The organism is Bradyrhizobium sp. (genome assembly GCF_017881085.1).
Lineage (GTDB): Bacteria > Pseudomonadota > Alphaproteobacteria > Rhizobiales > Xanthobacteraceae > Bradyrhizobium.
Map to the genome: position 1 here is coordinate 1 of NZ_JADGRI010000267.1, position 7,740 is coordinate 7,740.

Sequence of the window (7,740 nt, forward strand, 5' to 3'; positions counted from 1 at the left end):
TCATGGCGTCGGCACCAACGTGCCCGGCTATGAGGTGTCCTGGAATTGCTATGACCGGCTGATCAGCCACGAGATGAAGAGCGGCCCCGGCGGCGTGCCGTATTATGACCGCGACAAGTTCAAGCCCGAACTTGCCGAGGACATGAATGTCGGCGACATGTCGGTGACCTTCAAACTGAAGAAGAGCGCGAAATTCCACGACGGCGCGCCGGTGACGGCGAAGGACGTCAAATGGTCCTTGGACCGCGCCGTCAGCGTCGGCGGCTTCCCCACCTTCCAGATGGGCGCGGGCTCGCTGACCAAGCCGGAGCAATTCGTCGTCGTCGACGACAACACGGTGCGGGTCGATTTCGCCAAGAAGGACCGCCTGACCATTCCCGATCTCGCGGTCATTGTCCCCTGCGTGGTCAATTCCGAACTGGTGAAGAAGAACGCCAGCGAGAAGGATCCCTGGGGCCTCGACTACACCAAGCAGCAGACGGCGGGCTCCGGCGCCTAAAAGGTGACGAAGTGGACCGCCGGCACCGAAGTCATCATGGAGCGCAACGACGAGTGGGTCGGCGGCCCCTTGCCCAAGGTCAAGCGCGTGATCTGGCGCATGGTGCCGCAGGCCGGCAACCGCCGCGCGCTGCTGGAGCGCGGCGACGCCGATATCTCCTACGATCTGCCGAACAAGGATTTCGTCGAGCTGAAGGGCGACGGCAAGCTCAACATCGTGTCGGTGCCCTATTCCAACGGCATCCAGTACATCGGCATGAATGTCAAAAACCCGCCGTTCGACAACATCAAGGTGCGGCAGGCGGTCGCCTATGCGATTCCCTACCAGAAGATCATGGATGCGGTGCTGTTCGGTCTGGCAAAGCCGATGTTCGGCGCATCCGCCGGTCAGGCGACCGAAGTGGCATGGCCGCAGCCGACCAAATTCAACACCGACATCGACAAGGCCAAGGCGCTGCTGGCCGAGGCCGGCTATCCCAACGGCTTCGAGACCACGCTGTCGTTCGATCTCGGATTCGCTGGCGTCAACGAGCCGCTCTGCGTGCTGGTGCAGGAGAGTCTGGCGCAGATCGGGATCAAGACCACGATCAACAAGATCCCCGGCGCCAACTGGCGCACCGAACTGAACAAGAAGGTACTGCCGCTCTACACCAACGTGTTTTCCGGCTGGCTCGATTTTCCCGAATACTTCTTCATCTGGTGCTACGACGGCAAGAATTCGATCTTCAACACCATGAGCTACCAGTCCAAGGACATGGATGCACTGATTGCCGGCGCCGTCGACGCCGCCGCGGTCGGCGACAAGCCGACTTACGACAAGGACGTGAAGGGGTTTGTCGACCTCGCCTTCACCGATATCCCGCGCATTCCGCTGTATCAGCCCTATGTCAACGTCGCGATGCAGAAGAACGTGTCGGGCTACCAATACTGGTTCCACCGCCGCCTCGACTACCGCGCGCTGGTGAAGGGGTGAGCGCTGATGGGGGCCGTAGCGCAAACGTCAGGTAGCCCCGCTCTCTCATTCCCTCCCCCCTTGTGGGGGAGGGGCAGGGAGAGGGGTGAGCCACACGCACCGAACTCGCGGCTACCCCTCTCCCCAGCCCTCCCCCGCAAGGGGGGAGGGAGCGCACCTCACCTTGCGGAGCGATCGCAGCTTCAAATTGCGAGGCGCGCGCCATGCTGACCATGATCGGCAAGCGGCTGATGTTCGCGATCCCCTCCCTGATAGGGGTGGTGATCGTCACCTTCCTGTTGACGCGCGCACTGCCCGGCGATCCCGCGGCGTATTTCGCAGGCCCCGCCGCGAACAAGGAGGCGGTCGAGCAGATCCGCAAGAAACTCGGGCTCGACAAGCCGCTGATCGAGCAATTCTTCCGCTACACCGTCGATCTCGCGCATGGCGATTTCGGCACCTCGCTGACGACCGGCCAGCCGGTCGCGACCGAAATCCGCAATCGGCTGCCGGCCTCGGCGGAGCTGACGCTGCTCGGCCTTCTGGTTTCCATCGTAATCGCCATTCCGCTCGGTATCCTCGCCGCCACCAGGCCCGGCTCCTGGATCGACCATCTCTGCCGGGTGACGACCACGGCGGGCGTATCGCTGCCGGTGTTCTTCACGGGGCTGGTGCTGGTCTATATCTTCTATTTCAACCTCGGATGGTCGCCGGCGCCGCTGGGGCGGCTCGACGTGTTCTATAGCGCGCCGCCCGCGGTCACCGGCTTCTATCTGATCGATGCGCTGATCGCGCGCGATTTCGAGACCTTCCGCTCCGCGCTCAGCCAGTTGATCCTGCCGGCGCTGACGCTCGCGATCTTCTCGCTGGCGCCGATCGCGCGCATGACGCGGGCGTCAATGCTGGCGGTGCTGTCGTCGGATTTCGTGCGGACCGCGCGCGCCAGCGGCCTGTCTCCCACCACGGTCATCGTCACCTACGCGTTCCGCAACGCCATGCTGCCGGTCATCACCACGCTCAGCATGGTGTTCTCGTTCCTGCTCGGGGCCAACGTGCTGGTCGAAAAAGTATTCGCCTGGCCCGGCATCGGCTCCTACGCGGTGGAAGCGTTGATCTCGTCCGACTTCGCGCCGGTGCAGGGCTTCGTGCTGACCATGGCGGTCATGTACGTGCTGCTCAATCTGACGATCGACATTCTCTATGGCGTGATTGATCCCCGGGTCAGGCTCGAAGGGTGAGGTGGTAAGCATGAGCAGCGTTGCGCCAGCCGTTGAACCCGCAGGTCCCGCGCGCACCTCGGGGCTATCAGCGATCTTCGAGCACACCCGCTATGTGCTCGGCGAAAACCGGGTCACCGCGTTCGCGTTCGGCCTTCTGATCGTCATTGTCTTCGCGGCGTTGTTCGGGCCTTACGTCGTGCCCTACAATCCCTTGGCGTCCGACACCGCGGCGGCGCTGAAACCGCCGTCCGCGGCGCACTGGTTCGGCACCGACCAGCTCGGCCGCGACATCTTCAGCCGCGTCATCGTGGCCACGAGGCTCGACACGTTCATCGCGGTCGCCTCCGTTGTGCTGGTATTCCTCATGGGCGGCCTTGCCGGCATCGCCGGAGGCTATTTCGGCGGCTGGACCGACCGCATCGTCGGCCGCATCGCCGACACCATCATGGCGTTTCCGCTGTTCGTGCTGGCGATGGGCATCGTGGCCGCGCTCGGCAACACCGTGCAGAACATCATCATCGCCACCGCGATCGTCAATTTCCCGCTCTATGCGCGGGTCGCGCGCGCCGAAGCCAATGTGCGGCGCGACGCCGGTTTCGTGCAAGCGGCGCGCCTGTCGGGCAATGGCGAGTTTCGCATCTTGCTAGTTCATATCCTGCCCAACATCATGCCGATCATGATCGTACAGATGTCGCTGACCATGGGTTACGCCATCCTCAACGCCGCCGGTCTCTCCTTCATCGGGCTCGGGGTACGGCCGCCGACCGCCGAATGGGGCATCATGGTCGCGGAAGGCGCGAGCTTCATGGTGTCGGGCGAATGGTGGATCGCGCTGTTCCCGGGCCTTGCGCTGATGATCGCCGTGTTCTGCTTCAACCTGCTCGGCGACGGCCTGCGCGACATCGTCGATCCCCAGCGGAGGACGTGAGGCATGACCGCGCAGCCGCTGCTCGACGTCAACGATCTCACCGTCGAATTCGCCACCCGACGCGGCATCGTCAAGGCGGTGCAGCACGTCAACATTTCCGTGGCGAAGGGCGAGACGCTCGGCATCGTCGGCGAATCCGGTTCCGGCAAATCCGTCACCTCCTACGCGGTGATGCGGATTCTCGATCGCGCCGGCAAGATCGCCGAGGGCTCGGTGATGTTTTCCGGTATCGACGTCAAGACCGCCAGCGAAGACCAGATGCGCGACCTGCGCGGCCGCGAAATCTCGATGATCTTCCAGAATCCGCGCGCGGCGCTCAACCCGATCCGCAAGGTCGGCGACCAGATCGAGGATGTGCTGCGCCAGCACGTGCAGCAGGCGGCGGTGACCGACCGCGGCGAGAAGGCGATCGAGGCGCTGGAACAGGTCAAGATCGCCCGTCCCCGCGAGCGCTATCACGCCTATCCGTTCGAACTGTCCGGCGGCATGTGCCAGCGCGTGGTGATCGCGCTGGCGCTGGCCTGCAATCCTCAGCTCCTGATCGCGGACGAGCCGACCACCGGCCTCGACGTGACCACGCAGAAGGCGGTGATGGACCTGATCGTCGAACTGACCAAAAGCCGGGGCATGTCGACGATCCTGATCACCCACGATCTCGGCCTCGCCGCGGCCTATTGCGACCGCGTGGTGGTGATGGAGAAGGGCAGGGTGGTCGAGACCGCGCTGTCGGCCGACATCTTCGCCAATCCGCAGCACGCCTATACCAGGAAACTGATGCGCGCGACGCCGCGGCTCGGCGTCTCCCTGCGCGATCTGTTGCCGGAAGAGGAGGCGGCGGTGCTTTCAGCCTCGCCCCGCGCATCAACCGTCATGGCCGGACTTGACCCGGCCATCCATCCCACTTCGCAAGAGTCCTCTCCAGAGGAGATGGACCCCCGGGTCAAGCCCGGGGGTGACGATTCAACGGGCGGCGGAACGAAGCAACCGCTCCTCCTCGTCGAGAAACTGGTAAAAGAATATCCGCGCCAGGGCGCCACCGCGACGCTTTCAAAACTGTTCTCGCGCAAGCCGCCGGTCGTCACGGAACAGTTTCGCGCGGTCGACGGCATCAGTTTTTCCGTCGGGCACGGCGAGAGTGTCGGCCTGGTCGGCGAATCCGGCTGCGGCAAGTCCACCACCTCCATGATGGTGATGCGGCTATTGGACCAGACCTCGGGCCGCATCGTGTTCGACGGCGACGAGATCGGTGCGATCCTGCCCAACGCGTTTGCGCGGCTGCCGCTGCGCAAGAGCATCCAGATGGTGTTCCAGGATCCGACCGACAGCCTCAATCCGCGCTTTACGGCGGCGCGCGCCATCGCCGACCCGATCATGCAACTCGGCCACGTCAAAGGCCGCGACGCGCTGCGCGCCCGCTGCGAGGAACTGGCCGGGCTGGTCGGCCTGCCGGTGAACCTGCTCGACCGGTTCCCGCATCAATTGTCGGGCGGACAGAAGGCCCGCGTCGGCATCGCGCGCGCCATCGCGCTGCATCCGAAGCTCGTCATCCTCGACGAGCCGACCGCGGCGCTCGACGTCTCGGTGCAGGCGGTGGTGTTGAATCTGCTGCAGGATCTGAAACAGTCGATGGGCATGAGCTATTTGTTCGTGTCGCACGATTTGAATGTGGTGCGCCTGCTATGCGATCGTGTCATTGTGATGCGGTCGGGGCGGATCGTCGAACAGGGTCCCTCGGAACGCGTATTGGGAGATCCGCAGGATGCCTATACAAGGGAACTGCTGACGGCGATTCCGCATCCGCCGTTGCCGGTTCACTGAAGGGTGCGGGTATTGAGAGAAAATCGGGAGAACGATGGCCGCTGATCCGCTTGACGACTATATCGACGCCGTGTCGAAGGCGCTGGCATTGCCGGTCGAGGATGCCTGGAAGCCGGCGGTGAAGGCCAATCTCGAAGTGTCGCTGCGGCTGGCGCGGCTGGTCGATGAATTTTCGTTGCCCGACGAAACCGAGCCGGCCAGTGTCTTTGCAGCGTGATCCCGCCATGACCGCCGGCATCGACGGGCTGTCGGCCGCGGAAATCGCCTCCGCCGTGTCGGGACGAAAGCTCTCGGCGCTCGCCGTGACCGAGGCGGCGCTGGCGCGGATCGCTAAACATGATCCCATCTTGAATTCCTTCACCGACGTGACCGCCGACCGCGCGCGCGCGAAAGCCCGCAGCGTCGATGCCGCGATCGCCGCCGGGAAAAACGCCGGCCCGCTCGCCGGCGTGCCGTTCGCGGTCAAGAATCTGTTCGACGTGCAGGGGCTGCCGACCCGCGCCGGATCGAAGATCAACCGCGACCTGAAACCGTCGCCGCGCGACGCCACGCTGATCGAGCGCATCGAGGCGGCCGGCGCGGTCCTGGTCGGCGCGCTCAACATGGGCGAGTACGCCTACGACTTCACCGGCGAGAATGTGCATGACGGCCCGTCCCGCAACCCGCACGATGTGACGCGGATGACCGGCGGCTCGTCGGGCGGCTCCGGCGGCGCGGTTGGCGGCAATCTGGTGCCGCTGGCGCTGGGGTCGGACACCAACGGCTCGATCCGGGTGCCGTCGTCGTTCTGCGGCATTTTCGGGTTGAAGCCGACCTATGGAAGGCTGTCGCGCGCCCGCTCGTTTCCGTTCGTTTTCAGCTTCGATCATCTCGGCCCGTTCGCGCGCAATGTCGGTGATCTCGCGCTGGCCTATGACGCGATGCAGGGGCCCGATGCGGAGGATGCGGCGTGCACGACACGCCCCGCCGAACCGGTGATGCCGCTGCTGACGCAGGACATCGGGGCTTTGCGCATCGCGATCGCCGGCGGGTATTTTCAGAAGAACGTCTTTCCCGAGGCCATCGAGGCCGTCGCGCGCGTCGCCAAGGCGCTCGGCACCACGCGGATTGTCGAAATTCCCGAGGCCGCGCGCGCCCGCGCCGCCGCCTATGTCATCACGACCAGCGAAGGCGCCTCGCTGCATCTCGACCGCCTGCGCCAGCGCCCGAACGATTTCGATCCGGCAGTGCGCGACCGTTTGCTGGCGGGCGCCATGATCCCGGCGCCGCTGGTCGACCGCGCACAGAAATTCCGCCGCTGGTATCGGGCGCAGGTGATAGAACTGTTCAAATCCGTCGACGTCATCATCGCGCCGGCGACGCCCTGCGTCGCGCCGAAACTGGGACAAACGACCTTCGTGCTCGACGGTGTCGAACTGCCGGTGCGGGCCAATATCGGCATCCACACCCAGCCGATTTCCTTCATCGGGCTTCCCGTGGCGGCCGTGCCCGTTCCGCTCGAGCCGATGCCGATCGGCGTGCAGATCATCGCCGCGCCCTGGCGCGAGGATATCGCGCTGCGCGTGGCTTACGCGCTGGAGCGTGCCGGCGTGGTGTCTGCGCCGCCGCCGAGGGGAATCTGATCATGCAGGTCGATCTTCCCGATGTGGTGGCCGAGGTGACCGCGCAGTTCGAGCGATACGAGAAAGCGCTGGTCGCAAACGACGTTGCCGTGCTCGATCAGCTGTTCCGCGACGATGCCCGTACGCTGCGCTATGGGATCGGCGAAAATCTCCACGGTTATGGCGAGATCACGGCCTTTCGCGCCGCGCGCTCGCCGGTCGGGCTGATGCGCCGGACGGAAAGGACCGTGATCACGACCTATGGCCGCGACACCGCGGTGGCCTCGACGCTGTTCTATCGCGACACCGCGCCCGGCAAAGTGGGGCGGCAGATGCAGACCTGGGTGCGATTTCCTGAGGGCTGGAGAATCGTCGCTGCCCATGTCAGCATCATCGATGAACCGCGAGTTCAAACGACATGAGTCTGGACGATCTTCCGACCGGAACTCCAGCGCGTCCCGCCGCCGAGGCCGAGCCGGTGGTTCGCCGCGTCGACCGCGCGTCGCCCCAACCGGACAAGATCACGCGCGCCGAGGAACTTCGGCTGCAATTGGCCGACGAAATCGTGCGCGGCGCGCTGCCGCCGGGATCGGCGCTCGACGAGACCGATATCGCAAAGCGCTTCAAGGTGTCGCGCACGCCGGTGCGGGAGGCATTGCGGCAGCTCGTGGCCTCCGGCCTGGTCGACGCCCGGGCGCATCGCGGCGCGGTGGTGGCGCGGCC

Annotated in this window: 7 protein-coding genes and 1 pseudogene; all 8 read left to right on the forward strand. The window is 65.0% G+C overall.

Translation table 11 applies throughout. The annotated features are described in order from the left end of the window. Nucleotides 1–1,471 (forward strand): annotated as a pseudogene (locus tag QZ213_RS21330) (ABC transporter substrate-binding protein); the annotation flags it as partial. Nucleotides 1,472–1,674: 203 nt separating this feature from the next. Beyond that, complete coding sequence (locus QZ213_RS21335; RefSeq protein WP_291688078.1) at nucleotides 1,675–2,688, forward strand: ABC transporter permease; 1,014 nt, start codon at nucleotides 1,675–1,677, stop codon at nucleotides 2,686–2,688. A 10-nt stretch (nucleotides 2,689–2,698) separates the two neighbouring features. Then, the gene (locus QZ213_RS21340) at nucleotides 2,699–3,598 is read left to right on the forward strand and encodes an ABC transporter permease (protein WP_291688079.1); all 900 of its coding nucleotides are present in this window, start codon (nucleotides 2,699–2,701) and stop codon (nucleotides 3,596–3,598) included. Nucleotides 3,599–3,601: 3 nt separating this feature from the next. Next, the gene (locus QZ213_RS21345; protein WP_291688080.1) at nucleotides 3,602–5,416 is read left to right on the forward strand and encodes an ABC transporter ATP-binding protein; all 1,815 of its coding nucleotides are present in this window, start codon (nucleotides 3,602–3,604) and stop codon (nucleotides 5,414–5,416) included. Nucleotides 5,417–5,450: 34 nt separating this feature from the next. Then, nucleotides 5,451–5,633, forward strand: coding sequence for a DUF4089 domain-containing protein (locus QZ213_RS21350; protein WP_291688081.1), 183 nt, complete (start codon nucleotides 5,451–5,453; stop codon nucleotides 5,631–5,633). 7 nt (nucleotides 5,634–5,640) lie between these two features. Then, complete coding sequence (locus QZ213_RS21355; protein ID WP_291688082.1) at nucleotides 5,641–7,038, forward strand: AtzE family amidohydrolase; 1,398 nt, start codon at nucleotides 5,641–5,643, stop codon at nucleotides 7,036–7,038. A 2-nt stretch (nucleotides 7,039–7,040) separates the two neighbouring features. Then, nucleotides 7,041–7,439 carry an oxalurate catabolism protein HpxZ gene (gene hpxZ / locus QZ213_RS21360; protein WP_291688083.1) on the forward strand — a complete coding sequence of 133 codons (399 nt, stop codon included), beginning with the start codon at nucleotides 7,041–7,043 and terminating at the stop codon, nucleotides 7,437–7,439. Beyond that, nucleotides 7,436–7,740: GntR family transcriptional regulator (locus QZ213_RS21365; protein ID WP_291688084.1), on the forward strand; the 305-nt coding region annotated here is incomplete at its 3' end. The genes hpxZ and QZ213_RS21365, both read left to right, overlap by 4 nt.